The organism is Runella sp. MFBS21 (assembly GCF_029433105.1).
GTDB lineage: Bacteria > Bacteroidota > Bacteroidia > Cytophagales > Spirosomataceae > Runella.
The window spans coordinates 69616-90546 of sequence record NZ_JARNTW010000010.1; the positions used below are offsets into that span (position 1 = coordinate 69616).

17 protein-coding genes are annotated in these 20931 nt (G+C 42.7%); 12 read left to right on the forward strand and 5 right to left on the reverse strand.

Annotated elements, in window-relative coordinates; all coding sequences use genetic code 11:
• The first annotated feature begins 45 nt into the window (after positions 1 to 45).
• The 3 genes from P1X15_RS19000 (at position 46) to proB (ending at position 5839) form a co-directional block, all read left to right on the forward strand.
• Positions 46 to 3213, forward strand: coding sequence for a SusC/RagA family TonB-linked outer membrane protein (locus P1X15_RS19000; RefSeq protein ID WP_277339717.1), 3168 nt, complete (start codon positions 46 to 48; stop codon positions 3211 to 3213).
• A 48-nt stretch (positions 3214 to 3261) separates the two neighbouring features.
• Positions 3262 to 4674 carry a SusD/RagB family nutrient-binding outer membrane lipoprotein gene (locus P1X15_RS19005; protein WP_277339718.1) on the forward strand — a complete coding sequence of 471 codons (1413 nt, stop codon included), beginning with the start codon at positions 3262 to 3264 and terminating at the stop codon, positions 4672 to 4674.
• Positions 4675 to 4807: 133 nt separating this feature from the next.
• Positions 4808 to 5839: a glutamate 5-kinase gene (gene proB, locus P1X15_RS19010; protein WP_277339719.1), complete on the forward strand. Its 1032-nt coding sequence runs from the start codon at positions 4808 to 4810 to the stop codon at positions 5837 to 5839.
• A 68-nt stretch (positions 5840 to 5907) separates the two neighbouring features.
• Here proB and P1X15_RS19015 read toward each other — a convergent pair whose 3' ends face one another.
• The gene (locus P1X15_RS19015; RefSeq protein WP_028667103.1) at positions 5908 to 6339 is read right to left on the reverse strand and encodes an Hsp20/alpha crystallin family protein; all 432 of its coding nucleotides are present in this window, start codon (positions 6337 to 6339) and stop codon (positions 5908 to 5910) included.
• Between the two features lie 305 nt (positions 6340 to 6644).
• Between P1X15_RS19015 and P1X15_RS19020 the strand changes: the two genes are divergently transcribed.
• Entirely contained in the window at positions 6645 to 7517 is an 873-nt protein-coding gene (locus P1X15_RS19020) for a CPBP family intramembrane glutamic endopeptidase (protein WP_277339720.1), read from the forward strand.
• Here the strand turns inward: P1X15_RS19020 and P1X15_RS19025 are convergent.
• Positions 7507 to 8487, reverse strand: a complete 981-nt coding sequence (locus tag P1X15_RS19025) for a hypothetical protein (RefSeq protein WP_277339721.1) — start codon at positions 8485 to 8487, stop codon at positions 7507 to 7509. The genes P1X15_RS19020 and P1X15_RS19025 overlap by 11 nt on opposite strands.
• Before the next feature lie 85 nt (positions 8488 to 8572).
• Between P1X15_RS19025 and P1X15_RS19030 the strand changes: the two genes are divergently transcribed.
• Positions 8573 to 9394, forward strand: a complete 822-nt coding sequence (locus tag P1X15_RS19030; RefSeq protein ID WP_277339722.1) for an SDR family oxidoreductase — start codon at positions 8573 to 8575, stop codon at positions 9392 to 9394.
• A gap of 24 nt (positions 9395 to 9418) precedes the next feature.
• Positions 9419 to 10321 (forward strand): glycosyltransferase, encoded by a 903-nt coding sequence (locus tag P1X15_RS19035; RefSeq protein WP_277339723.1) that lies wholly within the window; start codon positions 9419 to 9421, stop codon positions 10319 to 10321.
• Between the two features lie 147 nt (positions 10322 to 10468).
• On the opposite strand, the gene P1X15_RS19040 is transcribed toward P1X15_RS19035, so the two are convergent.
• Both P1X15_RS19040 and P1X15_RS19045 read right to left on the reverse strand, forming a co-directional pair.
• Positions 10469 to 11704, reverse strand: a complete 1236-nt coding sequence (locus P1X15_RS19040; RefSeq protein WP_277339724.1) for a glycosyltransferase — start codon at positions 11702 to 11704, stop codon at positions 10469 to 10471.
• A gap of 24 nt (positions 11705 to 11728) precedes the next feature.
• Complete coding sequence (locus P1X15_RS19045; protein WP_277339725.1) at positions 11729 to 12541, reverse strand: FkbM family methyltransferase; 813 nt, start codon at positions 12539 to 12541, stop codon at positions 11729 to 11731.
• A gap of 63 nt (positions 12542 to 12604) precedes the next feature.
• Between P1X15_RS19045 and P1X15_RS19050 the strand changes: the two genes are divergently transcribed.
• The 6 genes from P1X15_RS19050 to P1X15_RS19075 all read left to right on the forward strand — a co-directional run bounded on the left by P1X15_RS19050 (position 12605) and on the right by P1X15_RS19075 (position 19081).
• Entirely contained in the window at positions 12605 to 13189 is a 585-nt protein-coding gene (locus P1X15_RS19050) for a Uma2 family endonuclease (RefSeq protein WP_277339726.1), read from the forward strand.
• 2 nt (positions 13190 to 13191) lie between these two features.
• Positions 13192 to 15120: a c-type cytochrome gene (locus tag P1X15_RS19055; RefSeq protein ID WP_277339727.1), complete on the forward strand. Its 1929-nt coding sequence runs from the start codon at positions 13192 to 13194 to the stop codon at positions 15118 to 15120.
• A gap of 590 nt (positions 15121 to 15710) precedes the next feature.
• A complete protein-coding gene (locus tag P1X15_RS19060) occupies positions 15711 to 15995 on the forward strand; it encodes a hypothetical protein (RefSeq protein WP_277339728.1) in 285 nt (94 codons plus the stop codon).
• Positions 15996 to 16077: 82 nt separating this feature from the next.
• Complete coding sequence (locus P1X15_RS19065) at positions 16078 to 16569, forward strand: dihydrofolate reductase (protein WP_277339729.1); 492 nt, start codon at positions 16078 to 16080, stop codon at positions 16567 to 16569.
• 145 nt (positions 16570 to 16714) lie between these two features.
• Positions 16715 to 18172: a M20 family peptidase gene (locus P1X15_RS19070; protein WP_277339730.1), complete on the forward strand. Its 1458-nt coding sequence runs from the start codon at positions 16715 to 16717 to the stop codon at positions 18170 to 18172.
• Positions 18173 to 18238: 66 nt separating this feature from the next.
• The gene (locus P1X15_RS19075; protein WP_277339731.1) at positions 18239 to 19081 is read left to right on the forward strand and encodes an endonuclease/exonuclease/phosphatase family protein; all 843 of its coding nucleotides are present in this window, start codon (positions 18239 to 18241) and stop codon (positions 19079 to 19081) included.
• A gap of 51 nt (positions 19082 to 19132) precedes the next feature.
• Here P1X15_RS19075 and P1X15_RS19080 read toward each other — a convergent pair whose 3' ends face one another.
• Complete coding sequence (locus P1X15_RS19080; protein WP_277339732.1) at positions 19133 to 20902, reverse strand: ABC transporter ATP-binding protein; 1770 nt, start codon at positions 20900 to 20902, stop codon at positions 19133 to 19135.
• Positions 20903 to 20931: the final 29 nt, after the last annotated feature.

Sequence of the window (20931 nt, forward strand, 5' to 3'; positions counted from 1 at the left end):
TAGGGTACTATTTTCTTTCACTAACAAACAAACATCAAATTTTTTATGAAAAGACTGTTACTTTTCTTAGTGGCACTTGGTATGTCCTTGCTAGGCTGGGGACAAACAAGGACGATTTCGGGTAAGGTTACCTCTCCCGAAAATGAGGCCGTGCCGGGGGTAAATGTGTTGCTCAAAGGAAGCAATGTAGGGACGGCCACCAAAGTGGATGGAACCTATCAAATTAGCGTACCTGACAAAGCTGGAACGTTGGTATTTTCGTTTATTGGCTACAAAACTTCCGAAGTAGAAATTGGAAACAAAACCACTGTAAACATTCAACTTGAAGCTGATTTGGTAAACCTCAATGAAGTAGTAGTGACAGCCAACGCCATTGTGAGGGAAAAGAAAGAACTGGGTTATGCGGTGTCTACGATTGGAGGTTCGGAACTCGTCAAAGCACGTGATCCAAACTTACTCAACTCTATGGCAGGGCGTATTGCAGGGGTACGGATTTCGCAACAATCAGGAACCGTGGGTGGTTCGAGTCGGGTCATGATTCGCGGTGCCAACTCTATCTCAAGCTCTAGTGAGCCTTTGTTTGTGGTAGATGGGATGCCGATTTCAAACTCTTCTTTCAACAATTCAGAGACTGATATCGTAACGGGTGGCGTCGATGTAGGAAACCGTGCTGGAGACCTTAACCCCGACGATATCGAAACCATGACGGTACTGAAAGGGGCGGCAGCATCGGCCTTGTATGGCTCAAGAGCGCGGAATGGGGTGATTGTGATTACTACAAAAAGAGGCAAGGAAGGTGCAAAAAAAATGAATGTCACCGTCAACTCTTCGTATCGTACCGATAATGTTTTGCGCGTACCTGAGTTACAAAATGAGTACGCCCAAGGTAACTTAGGCGTGTACAATCCCCAACTAGGAAATGGCTGGGGACCTAAGATTTCGAGTATTACGGGTCCTGTCAAAGACTATAAAGGTGAAACCGTTCAAAGTCTACAAGCTTATCCACAAAATTGGAAAAACTTCTTTGTTACAGGCCATACCATGATTAACAGCGTATCGCTCGATGGCGCTACTGAGCAAGGTGATTATCGGATTGGTTATACGAATCTTCGCCAAACGGGTACAGTCCCAGGCTCTGAACTCAATAGAAATACCTTTGCTATCAATGCTGGTAAAAAAATCACTGATAAGCTTACTTCAAGGGCTTGGGTAAACTACGTGCGTACCACCAGCGACGGGCGGCCCCAACAAGGTTCAAATACCACCAACATCATCGCTACGATTTTGGCAGGGCTACCCGTAACGGTAGATATTAATGAGCTAAAAAACAATCTTTTTGCTCCTTCTACTCAGGCTGTTCCGGCAGGATGGACGGGCGACTTGGCACGGTCTATTGATCTCAATGGCGTACAAAATAATCCTTATTTTGTAACTACCTTCAACCGTTTTTCTAACTCTGTGGATAGAGTCTATGGCGGAACGAGCCTCAGCTACGACGTAGCTCCTTGGTTTAATGTGACGGGGCGCGTGGGTACTGATTTCTTTACCGAAAATCGTCGCTCTGTTACGCGTAAAGGTACACGTGGGCGTTTGAACGGTCAATTTGAAACCAATGAGATCTTTGAACGCGAGCTACAGACTGATATTTTGGGGACCGTATCTCGTAAAATAACCGACAGCTGGTCTTTCAAAGGAATCGTAGGGCATCAGTTCAATCAGCGTACTATTCGTCGGTCGCGATTATTGTCGGAAGGACTTAACATTGACCAACTTTATACGTTTGCCAATGCGCAGTCTAATGTGCCTTCCAATTTCTTTAGCCGACGCGAGATTTTTGGAGTATATGGTGACTTTAGCTTTGACTATAAAAATTATTTGTTCTTAAACCTAACTGGTCGAAACGATTGGTCTTCTACGCTACCTGTCAACAACAATTCCTATTTCTATCCATCGGCTAGTGTTTCGTTTGTATTGACCGAGGCTTTTTCAAATTTGGGCATTGTCAAAAACGACATATTGAGCTATGCCAAGCTCCGCGCCAATTATGCCAATGTAGGCTCAGACGAAGACCCGTATCAGTTGTCATTTACTTATAATCCCCTAACGCAAGCAAGTGACATTTATACTTTCAACATCTTGTATCCTATTGGAGGGGCTTCGGCTTTTGGGGCGACCAACATCTTGCCTCCTACCAATCTCAAACCTCAGCAACAAACCTCTTATGAATTTGGGGCAGAATTGAAGTTTTTGGGAGGACGTATTGGACTGGATATGACTTATTACAAAACCCTTAACTACGACCAGATTATTTCGATTGCGGTTCCCCAAACTACGGGTTACTCGGCGCGGCGGCTCAATGTGGGCGAAATCTCAAACCGAGGCTTAGAAGCCATGCTAACCGTGACGCCGCTAAAAACCCGTTCGGGATTGCGCTGGGATGCGGCTTTCAATTTCAACCGCAATATCAATCGTGTAGAGTCTTTAGCACCGGGTCTTTCAGAATTTATTACTACTTCTGGGGATGGGTTTGGGATATTTATCGTAGCTCGTCCGGGTGAGACTTTTAGTATTCAAGGAGTAGGATGGCTGAGAGATCCCCAAGGAAATATCATCATCAATCCCACCACGGGTTTGCGTACGCCAGGGCCACGTAAAGTGTTGGGGTCGATTTATCCAGACTGGACATTGGGTATCAACAACTCCTTTTCTTATAAAGGTGTCGATTTCAACTTCTTGATTGATGTACGTAAAGGGGGAGTGATTAACTCTCAAACGGTGAGTATTGTAAGAGGAAGCGGATTGGCTGCCGAAACGGCAGTCAATAATCGCACGCCTTTTGTAGACCCCGGTGTAATCCGTAATGCCGACGGAAGTTTTAGTCCTAATACCACTCCTGTGGCGAGTATACAGCAGTATTGGAGTCAATTAGACAATTCCGTAAGCCCCGAAAACAATGTGTTTGACGGCTCTTATACTAAGCTGCGCGAAGTGAGAATTGCCTACAATTTGCCCAAATCTTGGATTAGCAAGACTCCTTTTGGGAATATTTCATTGGGAGTAGAAGGTCGTAATTTGTGGATTATCAGTTCTAAAGTACCACATATTGACCCCGAAGCAAACGTCTTAGGAACAGGGCTTATTGGAGAGGGCTTAGAAAGGGGCAGTATTCCAAGTAGCCGTACCATAGGAGGCAATTTAAGATTCACATTCTAACATTTCATTCTCAATTTTGTTTTTGAACTATCATAATCGATTATCCATATGAAAAAGCTGATTATAGTCGCTCTGTTGGCACTCTCAACAACGGCTTGTTTCAAAGATAGTGACATCAATGTCGATCCCAATCGCTCTACTTCGGTTGATCCTGCTTTGTTGTTTTCGGGAGCAGCCACGCAGTTTTCGCTTTTGCGCGTTGCCGAACTTACTTGGCCTGTTGCACTTATGAATCAAATGTGGGCTTCGGGAGGGCGTTGGGGATTGTCGCAAGCTCAATACGACCAAACCCGTATTCGTAGTGCTTGGGGACGTACTTACACGGATGTACTCAAAAACCTCAATGTGGCCGTAGATATTGCTCAAAATAGCCAACCAGTTAATAAAAATGCCGTAGCTCAGTGCAAGATTTTGATGGCGTTTGCCTATGCTCAGACTTCTTTACTTTGGGGAGATATTCCTTTTACAGAAGCTGCAACGGGAAAAGTAGATTTTCCAAAATTTGACAAACAGCAAGATGTACTAAATGGTTGCATTGCGATGCTCGACGAAGCTCTTGGGCTGATTGATGTCAATAGTAAAGGGATCGTAGCTCCCAATGATCTTTACTATGGTGGAGATATGACAAAATGGAGAAAATTTGCAAACTCCCTAAAATTAAGAATTCTATTCTCGATGGTTGATGCTGATGCCTCAAAAGGAACAGCGATTGGGCAGCTGATAGCAGGCGGAAACATGATTTCGTCTACTGCCGATGCGATGTTGTATAAGTACTTCAATCAGCCAGGGCGTCAAAACCCCCGTTTCTCTTTTACTGCTATTTTCCGTGGAGGCGTACAGTCGGATTGGTATTGTTCAAAACCCGTCTATGATTTATTGGTTTCACTCAAAGACCCGCGTATTCCGTACTTTTTCCAGCCCGGACCTGATGCAGCTGCCAATGAGTTTATTGCACTTAATTCCGTAGAGACTTATACCAACAAATCGGCGTTGGTAAATATGAATCTTCTGAAGGCTGATTTGCCGGAAGTATCATTTTCGTATTCAGAACAACTTTTGTTTGAGGCGGAAGCCATCGCCCGTGGTTTTGCTCCCGGCGGGTTCGATGCCGCTACTACCAAAATGCGGGCGGGGGTGAAAGAATCATTAGTATCTTTTGGCGTGCCCACTGCCCAAGCTGATACCTATGCTGCGGGTTTACCGGTACTTACTGCCGCCAACTACAAAACGGTTTTGGCGCAGCAACAATACTTGGATTTGTTTATGCGCCCTGTTGAAGGTTGGGTACAGCATCGCCGTTCGGGAACCGTAGGACAGGAAATCCCTAATATGAATACTCCTACTGGCGCACCTGTAGCGGGACTCATACGCCGATTGCTATATCGTAGCGAGGAAGTAAACTCCAATCCCAATACTCCTTCAGGCTTGACACTGGACGCACCACAGTGGTTTGATAAATAGAAGAGGGTAAGAACTAAAAATACCTCGGCATTCAGATTCACTTTCTGAATGACCGAGGTATTTTCTTGTTCGGAGCAAGGGAAATTTGTCGATGCCCCTTGCCTTTGTAACTTTGCCGCAAAGATTATGATACATGTCAAAACCCATCTTAGTTATTAAATTTGGAAGTGCGGCTATTACCAAACCCAACGGCGAACTCAACCCCTTGGTAATGGTCGAGATAGCGCGCCAAGTGGCGCAGCTTTATAATGATTATCATGTAGTGATAGTGTCGTCGGGAGCCGTGGCGGCAGGAAAACAGTATATCCGCAATTATGCGGGCGAAATTGCCCAACGAAAAGCAGCAGCGGCGATTGGGAACTTACTTTTGCTCAACAAATACGCCCAATTTTTTGCCCCTTACGAAATCCCCGTAGCACAAAGCCTTTGTGAACGTGGGCATTTTGCCAATCGCGACCAATTTTTGCAAATGAAAGAAACATTTCAAGAGTTGTGGGAAAACGGCATTATTCCTATTGTCAACGAAAACGACGTAGTGAGCAGTCTTGAACTTAAATTTTCGGACAATGACGAACTTGCTACGCTCATTGCCGTAGGATTTGGGGCTGATACGCTCATGCTTTGTACATCGGTGGGAGGATTGATGGACGACCAAGGGCAGATTATCCCTCAAGTGGAGCAGGTCAAGGATGTGTTTAAGTATGCCCGCACCGACAAATCGAGCGTGGGGCTAGGTGGAATGACCTCTAAGCTCACCTTCGCCAAGCTCGCTATGCGCATGGGAATCCGAACCATCATTTTTGGGATGAAAGAAAAGGACGGTATTTTAAGAGCTTTTGAAGAAAAAACGGGCACTGTCTTTGCGGCTCAAGAAAGCACGCTTTCGTCGCGCAACCGATGGCTTGGTAGTGGTAGCTTGGTGGCAGGAAAGCTCAAAATCGACGCTGGTGCAGCCGCAGCACTGCAAAATCGAAAAAGTTTATTGGCGGTCGGAATCACAGAAGTAGAAGGGGAGTTTGAAGCAGGAGAAGCCGTAGAGATTGTGGATGAAAACCTCAATACCGTGGCTGTGGGCAAGGCCAAAGAATCGTCGGTAGTGATACTTCTCAATTTAAAAAAGCAAAATTTTGAAGTTGCCAATGCCAACGATATCGTGCTTTTGTAAAAAGTTAAAAAGGCCACTTCAGAAGTTGAAGCGGCCTTTTTAGATAAGAAGGTAATAATGTTTAAGAATTAGCCAATTTCGATGACACGAGGTGTTTTTTTGGCTTCATCTTTTTTAGGAAGTTCAATTTTGAGTACTCCGTCGGCATAAGTAGCATTTACTTGTTCTGCATCTACGGTATTGGGCAAAGTGAATGACCTGCGGAAGCTCGCAAAGCTAAATTCCTTACGGGTGTATTTTTCGGTGGTTTCTTCGTTTTTCTGCTCTTGCTGGGCCGAAATAGTCAACACGTTGTTTTCTAAGTTGATTTTAAAATCTTCTTTTTTCAAGCCAGGAGCTGCTACTTCAAGACGAAAACCGTTGTTGTGTTCTACGATATTAACAGCCGGAACGCCATAGTTGCTCAAAGTTGCAGGAGCAAAAAGATCATTGAAGTCTTTGCCAAATACGTTGCCGAAAAGAGTAGGAAAGTTTCCGTTGGTTTTTACTAAAGTTGCCATGGTTGTTGTTATTTTAATGTTTTGATTAAGTTCTTAATTTTTTCTCGCCATTGTCGGCGACGTATCTATTTCTTCAACTTCTGTACCATGAAATCCATAAAAAGTAAAGGAAATACGAGAAATTTGTATTTATTTTATTGATAATCAATGCTTTGATTGTTTTTGGAAAATTTTTGTAAGAAAAAATATAAATGACAAAATGTCTTGTTTTGCAAATATTGTAAAATTTTAAAATGACAAAATGTCTGTTATACTATTGTTTTTGTCATTCACAACTCAATCTTTAACCAACCGACTCTTGCCTTATGTTTAAAAATCCAAACCCTTATATAAATGCCGCTTGGCAAGGCAATAATAAATTAGGGATTTATGTGGCAGTTTTTTTGCTCGTCATCATCGCCAATGTTTTAGGTTCTATACCAGGAGGATGGGCATTGATAGAATGGAAATCCTCATCCGACAGTTTGCCGGTGTATGCGGTATTGGCAATGATGCTTTTGGGTTTTGTGACGGCCATTATTGCCTTATGGCTTTCTGTGCAGCACATTCATAAGCGAAATCCTCTGACAATGATTCGTCCTACGGCAGCGGTGGATTGGGGAAGAGTGGCCAAATCAGGCGGGCTTTGGATAGCTTGTACGGCCGTGGTGGAGATAGTGACTTATCTTAGTTTTCCCGAAAAATATACTTTGAGTCTCAAATGGGCCGAGTTTTTGCCTTGCGTAGTGGTGGGGCTGTTGTTGATTCCTCTTCAAACTTCTTTTGAAGAATTGTTTTTTAGAGGGTATTTGATGCAGGGCATTGGCTCTTGGAATTTGTGGGTAGGTGTGGCGGTTACGTCAATACTATTTGGCTTAGCGCATAGTTTCAACGACGAAATAGAAGCCGTAGGTTCTTTAGGGATTGCTATGATATACTACATAGGAGTAGGGCTATTTTTGGCCTTACTAACGCTCAACGACGAATCGCTCGAATTGCCGCTAGGAATTCATGCCACCAACAATCTGTATGCATTTTTGATTGTAGGATACCCTAGCAGTTCGGCGCCTAGCTCTACGATTTGGATGCTTACAGAGTTCAACTTTCCACTCATGATGATACAGTGGGTGGGCGCTGTCGGGCTTTACCTTTTGCTGGCACCTCGCTTTTTAGGAATAAAACTAAAGTTTACCAATTGATGCCGTTTTCGCCTAATCCTAATTTACGGGTAAATTTCGAAGATAATTTTGATTTGCTAGAAATATACCTCACACTTGCGCCCACAAAAGGGGCGATATTGGGGTGTTCGGTGCCGAGATTTTCGCGGGCAGAGTTGAAGGTGCGAAGTTGTCTAAAAGTCCCCAATCCTGCTTCTAAAGATACATTGAAGACCGTAAACAAGTGCGCATTGGCTGCTACCGAAAACTTGACATGTTGGTAATTGCTGCGGCGGAGTGATTTTTCTATACTTGTTACGTGTTGAAATCCAGCACTATAGCCGTCAAATCCTCCTATCATATCGATGTTAAACCATTCATTGATGCGATGATTGACATCTACTCTGAAAGGCAATAGGCCCGATGCTCGCCACTGTTTATTGATACGTTTGTTGAATCCAAAAATGGGTATGATTCTTACTTTCTGATTAAAAACGATAGCGGTACCGTAGGCAATTTGGGTATGTAGTCCTAAAATTCTCATGCGTGCGCCTCCCGCCCAAAAGAATGGTTGGGGCGTAAAAAATGTTTCGTTGGTTTCGGTAATTCCCAATCCTCCTCCATAAATCCACAGGCGGTCGCGTAGGCTTGCTTGGAGCATCAAAACACCCACAGAAGCGGTTTTGTAGCCGTTGGCGGGGGAGATGGTATTGTTGATGGTAGGGTTAATCTGGGAAGCATTGGCGAGCATCAAAAAGTGTCGAGCCCGCAAATCAAACTTTTTGCGCAAGCTAAAAGATACATCGACCTCGCTCCTGAGTGGAATAATGCCATTGAATGAAGTACGGGTGAGGCCATAACTTTGATTGTTGCCCATGCTGGCACTGGGCATATAATCGGCACGTAGCGTAACATTGGGGTAAAAAAGACGGCTTAAAGCAAAATGCTGAGCCTGAACTTGAGATACAAAAACAATTAATAAAAGAGGAACGCACAAACGTGAAGTGGCCATAAAAAATGTATTTGGTGGAATTAACGCGTAAAAATGCACGATATTGCACAAAAATTATTCAAACACTCAACAAGTCAATCGAATAATGAGCAAAATAAATGACCTTACCCACAAAGTAGTGTGGATAACAGGTGCATCATCGGGAATAGGGGAGGCTTTAGCACATGAATTTGCCAAAGAAGGAGCCAAATTGGTATTGTCGGCGCGGCGAAAAGAAGAACTAGAGCGTGTGAAAAAAGACCTTCATTTGGCCGAAGAAATGGTATTGCTTCTACCGATGGATATGCTTCTGCCCGCAGCCTTTAAAGCATATGCCCAAACCGTAATCGAGCATTTTGGAAGAATAGACATACTCGTACCCAATGCCGGAATTAGCCAAAGGGAGAAGTTTCTGGATATTGCTCCTTCTGATTTTCAAAAATTAATGGATACCAATTTTACAAGTGTGGTATTGCTGACGCGGGAAGTATTGCCTTATATGCTTGCCCAAAAATCAGGCGGAATACTCGTGACAAGTAGCGTAAGTGGTAAAATCGGCACGGCTTATCGTACTTTTTATAGTGCTTCCAAACATGCCATTCAAGGTTTCTTTGATGCGCTGCGTGGTGAGGTATGGCGTGAAGGTATCCAAGTAACGGTGGCTTGTCCGGGTTATATCAAAACCAACATTTCTATCAATGCCATTGGTAAAGATGGTAAACCCTTTGGTAAAATGGACCAAAACCAAGCCAATGGAATTTCGGCACAAGTATGTGCTCACAAAATGGTAAATGCTCTAAAATCAGGCAAAAACGAAATTGTAATAGCAGGATTTAAAGAAACTTTAGGTACATATCTAAAGCGTTTTGCGCCTGCGTTGTTGTGGCAACTTACCAAAAACTATACCATCAAAACTACCGACCAATAGACTTTGTGACTCAATCGTATCTCAATGGAACTCGCACCCGTTGTCCTTTTTTGTTATAATCGACTTTCGCTCTTGCAACAGACGGTAGCTTGTCTTCAACAAAACCCCTTGGCGGCTGATAGTACGCTGATTGTGTTTGTAGATGGTCCCAAAAATACCCCTGACGACCTACAAAAAGTACAAGCAGTAAGGGATTTTGTAAAACAAATTACGGGTTTTAAAAACCTTATTATTCATGAATCAATTACTAATTCGGGACTAGCCAAATCGGTGATTGCGGGGGTGTCGCAGGTATTTGAGAGTTATGATAGAGCCATCATCATGGAAGATGACTTGCTGTGTACTTCTGATTTTTTATTGTTTATGAATCAGTCACTTGCGCGTTATGCCGACGACCCTCTCATTTGCTCTGTAACGGGCTATATTTATCCTTTTCAGATTCCAAATGCTTATACCAAAGATGTGTTGTTGATTCCGAGAGGGAGCTCTTGGGGATGGGGAACTTGGAAAGACCGTTGGCAGAAAACGGATTGGGAGGTTCAAGATTTTGCAAGTTTCTTGGCATCTCCTGACCAAAAACGAGAATTTACCAAAGCAGGACCTGATTTGTTGCCGATGCTTATCAAGCAGCGTCATGGTATGATACAGTCGTGGGCCGTACGATGGACTTATCATCATTACAAAACAGGGACTTATTGCTTACATCCCACTAAATCCAAAATTACACACCTTGGCTACGATGGCAGCGGTACCAACGAACATAGCTTAAAAGGAGGCGAAATGCACGAGACACCCGTCGTTTTGCCTGATATCCTCTTGCCCGACGATGCTGTGATTCGAAATGTGTATCATTACTTTAGTCCAAGTTTGTATCGACGTGTTATCAATTGGCACAGATATAATATCAATCCCTTTACGTTGGTATAAAATAAAGATTCAGAAGATTTTAGAGCGTCGGAGACGTATCGCCATTTTTTGCCCCAAATGATAGTTTAACTATTGCTCGTCTCGACATTCTGTCGGGACGAAAATGGGATAAAGTCTCCGACTTTACATTTACAGGATAAACAATGATCAGACACATTTGTCATAGAGCCTCTGATACTGCCTTGCTACTATTTCAAAAGCGTTGCGTTGGGCCACTATTTTTACATTTTCTTCACTGAGAGAAGTATAGTTCTCATTTTCTAAAACAAACCGAACCCCGCGCACTAAATCTTCTGCCGAATGAAGTTGCGCCACATAGCCGGTGCGGAGATGAAGAATCTGTTCGGGGATTCCACCCGTATCAAAACCTACCACAGGCGTGCCGCAAGCCATTGCTTCTATGACCGTATTGGGGTAATTGTCTTCTAGTGAAGGAACTACCATCACATCAGCCGCCTGATACACTTTCGTAACTTCGTGAGCAGGCAAGCTTCCTAGAGATTTTACTTCTAGTCCCAAATCATTCAGGCCTTCGGGAGAGGTTTTGCCAAACACCACAACGCCCCATTCGTGCGCGTGGTCAGTGAGCAGATGAGTGGCCGCTTTGAAATAAGCAAAGCCTTTGCGTGGGTCTTGGGTATTGACTCCCGCAAAAAGAATCCATTTCTTATGAGGGTCTAGCCCTAGTTCATCTTTCGTGTTTTCGGGTTTAAAAACTTGGAGGTCAATAGGATTAGGGATAGCATATACTGGTAAATGCCGAGTAGAGGCTGCATGCTGTGCTAAGTCCGCTAACCATTTACTAGGAGAGACTAAAGTAAGGTTTGCTTTTTGGAATAACTGTGATTTTTTTTCAAAAACCCGATACGACAAATCCGTAGTACTTGGATGCTTGAGATAAGGACAGTGATGACAATGCGTAAGATAATGCTGACACTCGCGACTATAATGACAGCCTCCTGTAAAAGTAGACATATCGTGCATAGTCCAAATGACGGGTTTGCCCAAAGAAAATAGTTTTTCTAGGGAGCGAAGAGATAGAAATCCAAAGTTAATCCAATGCAAATGGATGATGTCGGCTGCTTGAATAAGAGGGTGAGTAGATATATCAGTCCCCGTCCACAGAGGAGAGAAATGAAAACGCAGACTTTTGTCTTTTTCTTTCAACGAAAAGTAGAGCCGTTCGGCTACAAAACGCCCGAAAGCGATTTTTTTAGAAAAAAATCCCTCAGCAACTGCGGCTACGTCGCTTTCGGGACGGTCAGAGTCTTGGACGAGTAGTGCCGAATCTACGCCCTCTAAGCGCAGGGCGTGATGCAAGCGTAAAGCGGCAATCGCTGCTCCTCCAAACCGATGATATGTGCTTACATGAACGACTTTCAAAGCGGTGATGATTGGAATAAAAAGCTAGACATGAGGCCGCCAAGCCGAAATATTCAGTTGCAAATCCATGACATCATTGTTGCGATAGCGATGATTCATAAAAGGCGAGCGGCGGTGCTGATTGGTGTCAATATAATAACGGAATCCGGCTTGCTCGATTACCTCTATAACATTTGCCAATGCCTGAGGCTGACCTAAATAAGCGTGAAATTCGACAAAAAGATGTTGTACACGGTCGAGTACATCCGCACAGTCAGGAATGACTTCGATTTCGGCCCCTTCGATGTCGATTTTTAAGAAATCTACTTGAACCTCGGCGGCTAGTTGATCGCGGAGCCTCACGGAAGGGATGTGTTTTTTTTTGCCTTCGCCATAAATAGAGGCGTCGTCGGCTTGGCCTTCTCCAAACCAAACGCCATGAGGATCTTTCCAAACGGCTTTTTGAATAATCTCTACATCAGTGATGCCGTTTGCTTTGAGATTTTGGGTTAAGTAAGTCGCAATCGAAGGTTCTGCTTCAAAAGCCTTGATACGAGCTTGCGGATAAAGTTCTTTAAAATACAAAACACTCATGCCTACATTGGCTCCACAGTCGTAAATAACAGGAGTAGGGGAGGAAGATTCAAATTTGTAAAATTCTTCCACGTAGATTTCTTCATATTGCCAAAGCCACGAAAAGGCATCTGGAACTTCAAATTGATAACGCCCAAAACGTACCTTAGTAGTCTGATAACGAGGACGGTGTCCGTATTTCCAAAACAAAAGCAACAAGGCCCGCCCCGCTCGGCTGCGTAGCGTATGAAAAGTGTGTTTGAACAAATATCTGAAAGCAAGCATGAAGCAAAATTACAGAATCATTCTATATCTTTGTTCAACTATTCGACAATCAGCAGTGTATTGATGGTAATTCCACTAAACATACCGACCCGTGAGCAGTTGACCGACGAAGAATTGGTGGTGTTTTGCCAAGCCAATCCAGAACTTCGGGTAGAGCGTGACGAGAATGGTCAAATATTTATTGATATGTCGCCAACTCATCTTCTTACGAGTTCAAACAATAGTGAACTCAATGCGGAATTTGTAATTTGGAATCGCCGTACCAAAGCTGGAAAGGTGGTTGATTCTAACGGCGGTTTTTTTTTGGCCGACCGATCAATGCGTGCTCCTGATGTAGCTTGGATTCGATTAGAAAAATGGCAACAACTCTCTTCCGCAGAAAAGAAATCGTTTCCTTATCTTGCACCCGATTTTGTATTAGAGCTTGAATCAGATACGGATAATCTGCAAGAGCTAAAACATAAAATGGAACACTGGATAAAAAATGGAGTACGTTTGGCTTGGCTGATTGCGATGAGTGAGCAACAAACTTATGTTTATCGGGCCGACCATAAAGTTATGATCATTCCTTTCTCAGAAAAACTAACAGGCGAAGATGTACTTGTCGATTTTGAAGTAGTATTAACCAATATATTAGAAATAGAGTAATAATGAAAAAACGCGTTTTTAGCACCCTTACCACTCTTGCTTTGAGCCTCTCGCTGGCTTTTGGTCAAGAATCTCCTTCCGAAGAAGACTTTTACAAAATTGTGACGCCACCTGTCCCCGAAGGTGTGTTACTGGAAGTTGGAGGAATGGTGACACTACCCGATGGTCGTTTGGCCGTAGCAACTCGTCGAGGTGATGTATGGATGCTCGACAATCCCAGTGGTCCAAAACCCTACTTTCGCAAATTTGCTTCAGGCTTACACGAAATTTTGGGCTTGGCTTATCAAAATGGTGCATTAATCTGTGCCCAACGTGGTGAGCTTACAAAGCTCATTGATAAAGACCATGATGGCAAAGCTGATACTTATGAGACTATCTATGCTTGGCCACTTTCGGCACACTATCATGAATATAGTTTCGGCCCTAAAATCGCTCCTGATGGTTCATTTTTTGTGTCCGGAAATGTGGCCTTTGGAGATGAAGAATGGTGGGCAGGCGAAAGCCGTCGGCCTTTGCGTGGATGGATTTTTAAAATCTCCCCTGACGGCCAAATGGAGCCTTGGGCTACGGGTGTACGTTCTCCCTGCGGACTTGGGATGATTGACGGGGAGTTGTTTTATGATGACAACCAAGGTGACTGGATTGGCTCGGGTGGTATTTGGCACGCCAAAAAAGGTGCTTTTATGGGGCACCCTGCAGGTTTGAAATGGGCTAATACCCTCCCAGGCTCGCCCCTCAAAATTACCCAAGACCAAGTATATGCGACGGTTGATCCCCGCAAAACTCGCGATAAAAACGGCAATGCTATCAAGCCCGAAAACGTTCAGAATGAGAAGTTTTTGACATTGGCAGATATGAAGAAAAAATACCCCGAAACCCAACTACCTGCTGTATGGCTTCCTCACGGAATCTTGGGTATTTCTAACGCTGAAATCATTGCTGACCAAACCAATGGCAACTTCGGCCCTTTCAATGGGCAGCTGTTTGTAGGAGACCAAGGGCAAAGTAAAGTAATGCGTGTTTTCTTGGAAAAAGTAAAAGGAGAATACCAAGGTGCGGCGTTTGATTTCCGTTCGGGATTCCAATCGGGTGTATTGCGGATGGCTTGGGCAAACGACGGCGGTTCATTGTATATCGGTGAAACCAACCGTGGCTGGGGCTCGGCAGGAGATGCCAATCAAGGCCTGCAACGATTGGTATGGACTGGCAAAACACCTTTTGAAATGAAGGCAGTAAGAGCAATGCCTGATGGTTTTGAAGTTGAATTTACGTTGCCAGTTGATAAAAAATCAGCTCAAAACTTAGCTTCTTACGCAGTTCGTAGTTTTACTTACAAATATCACCCGGTTTATGGAAGTCCTACTGTCAACGAAGCCAAGTGTGCAGTGAAAGGGGTGAAAGTATCAGAAGATGGGTTGAAGGCGCGCATCATCGTAGATAATCTTCGTGAGACATACCTTCATGAAATCAAATTAGATGGACTTCGTTCGGCAGGTTTGTATTGGTCATTGGTACACCCTACGGCCTACTACACCCTCAATCAAATCCCTGACGGAGAGAAGCTCAAGTTGACAGAAGTAAGCACTAAATCTACCGCTGTTCCTACCAAAACTACTGAGACTAAAACTACTGCCAAAGCAACTACTAGTAAGGTGCCTACTTTTGAAGAAGTAAAACCTTTGTTGGCTAAAAATACTTGTTTGGCCTGTCATGCGGTTGACAAACGCCAAGTAGGCCCGGCCTATACTGAAGTGGCTAAGCGCAAATATTCAAACGAAAAAATCGTAGAACTTATCTACAATCCTAAGCCTCAAAACTGGCCTGATTATGCTACACCGATGGCACCTATGCCACAGGTGCCGCGTGATGAAGCACTCAAAATTGCGGCTTGGATCAACTCACTCGCGCCTAAGTCGGCTCCTAAGCCTTAAGCAAGAGCTTTCATCATTCTCCAAAGCGTAGTCTTGTTTGATACAGGTCTACGCTTTTATTTTTTGTTTAGTTTTGGAGGAAAGAAAGTATTCATAAAGTGATAATGCAATGTGTAGCTGAACGGTGGAGAGACAGTGAAAGGATTCTTCGACCAGAACTTTTTGTTATCTTTGGTAAGAATTAAAGTCGTTTTGCCACGTCTATTTTTGCTTGATTAGAAAAAGGAATAATTTGTTAAAATATTGATATAGAGGCGGTTTCTGCTTAATTAGAAAAAGGAAATGGTAGAAATATTATGCCCTTGTTGGTGCTTTTATCAATGAACTAACAATTATTGAAAGATTATGGTTGATGTCTTTGGTGGTGTTTTGCGACGCGGAAAGAAGGTTGGTGGTGAAAATACCAACAACGGCTAAAAAAGAGAAAAAAAACGCGAAAAAAATGAGAGGTAGTTTTGCTTAATTAGAAAAAGGAAATTTTAGTAAGTTACTGATATACAGCGAGTTTTTGCTTAATTGGAAAAAGGAAAAACCATTTGGTATCGTCTTACTTGTATCCGATAACAAAGGCCGCTGGACTACCATATCATTTGAATAAGCAGTACAGAGCTAATGAGGATAGTTCAAGTGAGGATAGTTCTAATGAGGATAGTTCTAATAAAAAACGACTTACAAATGAAGAATTAATCGCTTTTATTGAACAAGTGTGTGCACATGAATACATGTCATTAGAGGAAATTGCTAAAAGAGTTGGAAAATCAACTCGACATTTAATCAATAGAATTATTCCGAGAATGATTGAAATGGAGCGTTTGGTTAAATTATACCATGACAATCACCCCAATCAAAAATACAAAACCAAAGAGTCAAAGTAAATACTATTACTTTAATACAACCAGATGAAATACTAAACTTGATAAGAGGAAGATTCAAAATTTTTAAAGTACAGCTTTTCCCATGCAAATTTCTTTTATCGTGGCCGTGGCACAAAACGGCGTGATTGGTCGTGACAATCAATTGATATGGCATTTGCCCAATGACCTCAAACTATTTAAAAAACTCACAACAGGGCACCCGATTATGATGGGTCGTAAGACTTTTGAATCCATTGGCAAGCCTTTGCCTAACCGAACTTCTATCGTAATTACCAGAAATACTGACTGGCATTTTGAGGGTGTTATTGTGGTGAGTTCGGTTGAAGAGGCTATCACTGCCGCTCAAAATACAGGCGCAGACGAAGCTTTTGTGATTGGAGGAGCGGAGATTTATCGTTTGTTTACGCCTTATGCTCATAAAATTTATTTGACCGAAGTGAGAGCCGATTTTGAAGGTGATGCTTATTTTGAGATTCCCCAAAAAAATGATTGGCAAGAGATAAATCGTGTTTCCTATTTACCAGATGAAAAACATGCCGTAGGATTTGATTTTGTAGAATTAGTTCGTAAATAGCGTTATGCTATTGAAGGTGAGGTAGCTAATAAGTTTTAACTATAGTCCAGATTAAGAGAATGTAATAAGGTTTGGAGATAACGACGGACAGGGTGGAAAGGGATAATCGGATATAACTACGGACAGGTTGTCCGTGCCACATTTTATGAAAAAAATTGTACGCTTGTTGGGGATTGTTTTGCTGCTATTGATAGTGGTTTTGCTCTTTAATACGTTTCGGATTTCTTCCAAACAAATGACAGATGTGGTTCCTATGAAATCGTTGAGTGTGAACGATTCGGTGATTACGCATTTGTCGCAAGCGATCCAATTTCGCACAGTCTCTTACGAAGATGTATCGCTGATGGACAGTACCCAATTTGAGAAGTTTATAGCATTTTTGGCTTATACGTATCCTAAAGTTCATCAGCATCTTAGCTTGGAGCGGGTCAATACCTACGGACTTTTATATTACTGGAAGGGAAAAAATACAAATCTAAAGCCTGCGCTTTTGATGGGGCATTATGATGTAGTACCTGTAGTGCAAGGTACCGAAAAGATGTGGAAACATCGACCTTTTGCGGGCGATGTGGCAGAGGGATTTGTGTATGGTAGGGGGACTTTGGACGATAAAGTAACAGTGATTGGGATATTGGAAGCCGTAGAGTACATGCTTCGAGAAGGGACCCAACCTGAGCGGAGTATTTATTTAGCGTTTGGGCACGACGAGGAGGTGTCGGGTAGGTATGGGGCGCAGCAGATAGCGGCATTGCTCGAAAAACAAAAAGTACAGCTTGAGTATGTTATGGATGAAGGCGGCACTATCAAAATAGATGGTGTATCGGGAATTACAAAACCTGTGGCTTTGATTGGAATTGCTGAAAAAGGATATACTACTTTAAAGTTGACAGCACTTGGGGAAGGCGGACATTCATCAATGCCTCCTGCTCAAACGAGTATTGGCATACTTGCTGAAGCGATTGATAAACTTCAAAAAAATCCTTTTCCTGCCAAATTGGGGGGAGCTGCGAGTTATTTACAAGATTATTTAGCGCCTGAAATGCCCTTTGCTACAAAGCTAGCGATGGCTAATCGGTGGTTGTTGAGTTCCGTGATTGTGGATATTTTGGCTCAAACAAATGCAGGCAATGCGATGGTTCGGACAAGTATAGCGCCTACGGTTATCCAAGGTGGGGTGAAAGACAATGTATTGCCCGTAGAGACAGTAGCTAAAATCAACTTCCGAATCTTGCCAGGAGATTCTGTGAAAGGAGTGATGGCATATGTCAAAAAAACAATAGCTAATGATAAAATTTCGGTAGAGACAATCAGTCAATTTGATTCGGAGCCTTCGCCGATTTCAGATACTGCTACGGTAGGGTTTAGGGCTTTACATCGCACTATCAAAGGGTGTTTCCCTGACGCAATTGTGGCTCCTTATTTGGTGTTGGGGGCTACGGATGCGCGTTATTATCGGAATGTGTGCACGAATTTGTATCGTTTTATGCCAGTTCGTATGAATGAAGAAGACCTCAAACGGCCCCATGGTACCAACGAACGAATCAATGTTGACGATTTTAAAAATGTTGTTAGGTTTTATGTGGAATTGATAAAAGGTAGTTAACATTTGGTGGGTAGATGGTTTGAATTCATCCTTTTACCTTTGAAAATCATTCAACCCCCAATTTCTATGAACAAATCTATTTGCTTTCTTCTAGTATTGAGCCTCTTTGTAGAATTTAGTTTTGCTCAAAAAAATACACCTGTCATAGTAGCTTCTTATAATCTACGTTACAATACGGCCAATGACGGTGTCAATGCTTGGCCTAATCGTAAGGAAGATGTTAAAGCGCTTATACGTTATCATGAGTTCGATATTTTTGGCACTCAAGAAGGGCTTAGAGGTCAGCTTGATGATATTGCTGAGCTAAAAGAGTTTGCCTTTTTTGGCGCCGGTCGCGACGACGGGCAGCAGGCAGGTGAGCATTCGGCTATTTTTTACAAAAAAGACCGTTTTAATGTGTTAGAGTCTGGCAACTTCTGGTTGAGTCAAACTCCTGACAAGCCATCTAAAGGCTGGGATGCGACTTGCTGTAATCGTATTTGTTCTTGGATAAAATTCAAAGATACAAACACCAAAAAGACTTTTTACTTTTTCAGCGTTCACTTTGACCACCAAGGGGTAGAAGCACGGCGTCAATCGGGAAAATTGATGGTTCAGAAAATTAAAGAAATCGCCAAAAATGAGACTGTAATTTTAGTAGGAGATTTTAATTCTACTCCCGACACTGAACAAATCAAGGAGATAGAGACTTTGCTTAGTGATTCCAAAAAAGTATCCCAACAAGCTCCTTATGGCCCAGAAGGTACGTTTAATGCCTTTAAATTTGATGCGCCCATGAAAAATCGCATCGATTATATTTTTACTAGCCCCAAAGTATCGGTATTGAAATACGGAGTTTTGACTGATGCCAAAGACCAGCGTTATCCTTCAGACCATCAGCCTGTAGTAGCTAAAGTAGTAATTCAATAATATTTTTTTTAAAAGCTTAAGACTTTCCAAATTTTTAAAATTTGGAAAGTCTTAAGCTTTTAATTTTTCTTGATGCCGCCATAAATCCTGAAAAATGGTACTTTGTTGACGTAAATTTTCAAAAGTACCCTCATCCACAATCCGCCCATTTTGTAAAATATAGACATAATCAAACTTGGCAAGCAAGTGTAAGCGGTGCAATGAAGAAAGTACGGCTTTTCCTTTAAATTCCTCAAAGAGTTGGTCATAAATCAATACTTCTGTTTTTGGGTCAACACTACTTGTAGGCTCATCGAGCAGTACAATATCACTACTACGAGCGGCCAACACACCCCGTGCCAAGGCAAGACGCTGTTTTTGCCCTCCAGAGAGATTAACGCCTTTTTCTTGGATATTGGATTGAAGTCCATTTGGTAACTGACCCACTACTTCAGCAAACTGCGTGGTAGCGCACACTTCCCTAATGTCGGATTCTTCAAAAGGAAGTCCTAAAGTGATATTGTATTCAATGGTGTTTTCAAAGATTTCGGGTTCTTGTGGAAAAAGAGTCACAGTATCCGTGAGCGATTCCAAACCGTTGAAATTTTGGCCGTCAATGCTGACAAAAACACCTTTTTCTGGCTCGTAAAGCCCCCTAAGCAAGGCAAGCAATGTGCTTTTTCCACTACCGCTTTCACCGATAAAAGCGATTTTGTGACCTCGCTTGATACGAATCCGAAGGTCATGAAGGCTATGCGCTCTATGTTGGGCGTCGTAAGTTTGTTGATGCGAAAAATTCAAATTCTGTATTTGTATCTCTTGCCAATTTGGAGGAAGTACATCCGTAGTTTCGGGGCGATGCTGTTGAGTATATGCCTCCCCGATGCTACGAGCCGTTTGGAAGTCGGTATTATAGCGAATGATTTCGGTGTATTGCCAAGCGACATCTTGAAACACGCTCGTAAACTGATTGACATAGCCTAACAGAGTAACTAAGCCGCCTACTAGAAATACCTCATTGGGAACATAATGTTCGTATACATAACCTACCGCCACCACCACATAAATAACACCAATCAAGACGCTCGCCACAAACCATTTCCATTCATTGATTACCACCGTACGTCGGAAAGGAGGAAATACCTCCGCTACTTTTCCCAACAAGCTATTTTGCATTCTTTTTTCAAGGCGTAGGGTAATCACCGTGATAATATTAGAAAGGCTATCAAACAGCGTAGAAGATACCACGTGTTCTTTTTCGTTGGTTTCGTCGAGAGCTTTGATAAAAGGTTTATCAAACTTAAAAATAATCCAGACCGTAAAGCCACCTATCAATACCCCTATCCCCCCATAAAAAGGAGAAAAATAAAGAATGGCTACAAAAGAGAATATAAACTTAGAGAAAGCGTGTAAAAACATAAAGCCATTTTGGAAGAAATCTTTCAAGGCTTCGTAGGCTTTACGAATACGGTTGATAGTAGCTCCGCTGTGATGGTCTTGATGCCAACGTACGGGTAAGTGAAGCGCCTGATGATACATTTCATCCAAAAAATTGCGACTTAGATTGAATGCTAACTCGCGCTCCATGACGCGTGCAGGGCCATGAAAAGCCCATTCAAGCAACATCAAAAATAGATAACTGCCCGCATACATCCACACGTGTTTTAACACTCCAGTGCCTTCTTTTTGGATGGCCTCAATAAACCACCCATAAATGAGGGGATTGAGCGCGAAAACAACATTTGCTAATACAAATAGACTATATATCAACAGATAACGCCCTTTTTGTTGGCGTGCATACCGCCAAGCAGTGCGAAGCAACGAGAAATAGGGATTTTGCATGGCTGATGAAATGTAAGACTATCTTTCCC